Here is a 1,615-nt window from a genome sequence, read left to right as displayed (position 1 = left end):
GAACGAGGTCGAGGCGGTAATGCCGATGCCGAGATGTTCGGTTGCAAGCGCGATCGGCGCGGCCAGTTGCAAGGGATCATTGACCGGAATCTGCGCCGCCTGCTCGATCGCGTGGTAGTTCGAGCCCTTGTAGACGTCGTAATAGCCGATGACGTCGGCGATGAATATGCCGTCGAAAATGCCGCGCTCGAGCGTCCGAGCCAGGTCCTGCCAATAGTCCAGGTCCTTGTATTTCCAGGACTTGTCGCGCGGATGCTTCCACAGACCAGGAGATTGGTGGCCAACGCAATTCATGTCGAAAGCGTTGAAGCGAATATGCCGACCCATCCGTTACTCCTTTGATAGCCCTGTCGGGCGACAGCGGGAGGAAACTAACGGCAAGCCGGCCGTCAACGAAGACAGAATATAATGTCTATGGATTAGATAGAGAATTAAAGTTCTCCACTTGGCGCGCATCCTGGTTTCCGGAAGCGCGGTACCCCCGTGGCGGGTGACCATGATAAGACAGCAACACGCATGGGACGAGATCGACAGGCAGCCCTATCGAGCGCGCCAGACGCGCAGATGGATGCCGGGCGACCTGGCCCCGGTTTCGCGGCCGGGAACGCACTGCGCGTCCAAAGCCAGTGGCGGCAGAGGAAAATTCAGACCCTCGCGGGCAAATCGTCCGAAGTGGCGGGCGGGCACCGTTTTCGATCGTGCGATGTCATGCGCGTCGGGCTGCTCGAAGCGTATAAATTCGATACCTTCGGCGGCGATGAATGCCTCGGCGGCCTGAAGCGAGGCAAAGCCAGGCGGGTCGTCGGCTGCAGCGCTGGCCCCTGATTGTGCCCGGGAGAGCAACGTTCAGATCCAGGAGTGAAGCGGCGGGTTGACCCCGTTGAGGTAGTACTGGCCGACGGCGTGGTACTTCCAGCGTACGGGATCGTGCAACGTGTGCGTGCGCGCGTCGCGCCAAAGCCGATCGAGGTGATGGGCTGCAAGCGTCGAACGCGTGCCGGCGAGTTCGAAGAGCTTGTTCGTGGCCTGGATGGCGATGTCGGTGGTCAGAACCTTCGCTTCGGCAACGGCCACCTTGGCAAGGGCTATGGCCTCGATCTCGGGCCTGGCGATGGCCCTATCGACCTCGTGCCCTGCACGTTGCAGAAGCGCTTCGGCCGCGTGCAGCCTAATCTTCAATTCGCCGATCTGCGCGATCGTGTAGGGGTCGTCCGAAGCACGTTCCTTGCCGCTGTCGATCCACGGCCGGGCATGGTCGCGGACCAGCCGGATCGTCGTCTCGATCGCGCCGCGTGCGATGCCGGCGTCGATGGAAGCATGAGCGAGCTGGCTTTGCGGACCCGCGGGACTAGCCTGGTCGTATGCCAGATAGGCGGGCAGGACGCGGTCGGCGGGTGCCACGACGTCGCGGATGACGACCGTTCCGCTTGCCGTCGTTCGCTGTCCGAAACTCGACCAATCGTCGATGATCTCGAGACCCGGCGCATCGCGATCGACAATGGCGACGCGAACCTTGCCGTCTTCGTCAATCGCAATGATGGGAACGAGATGAGCGAAGAGGGCGCCGGTCGAATAGAATTTCTCGCCATTGACGATGTAGCCGTCGCCATGGGGC

Annotated in this window: 1 protein-coding gene and 1 pseudogene; both read right to left on the bottom strand. The window is 61.7% G+C overall.

Going from position 1 to position 1,615, the window contains the following annotated elements; genetic code table 11:
- Window positions 1-327 (bottom strand): annotated as a pseudogene (locus tag EOA24_RS37285) (LLM class flavin-dependent oxidoreductase); the annotation flags it as partial.
- A gap of 519 nt (window positions 328-846) precedes the next feature.
- On the bottom strand, window positions 847-1,615 hold a 769-nt coding region (locus EOA24_RS37280), incomplete at its 5' end, for an acyl-CoA dehydrogenase family protein (protein WP_189354570.1).

It is taken from the genome of Mesorhizobium sp. M2A.F.Ca.ET.039.01.1.1, assembly GCF_003998035.1.
GTDB lineage: Bacteria > Pseudomonadota > Alphaproteobacteria > Rhizobiales > Rhizobiaceae > Mesorhizobium.
This window is presented reverse-complemented; position numbering and strand designations above follow the sequence as displayed.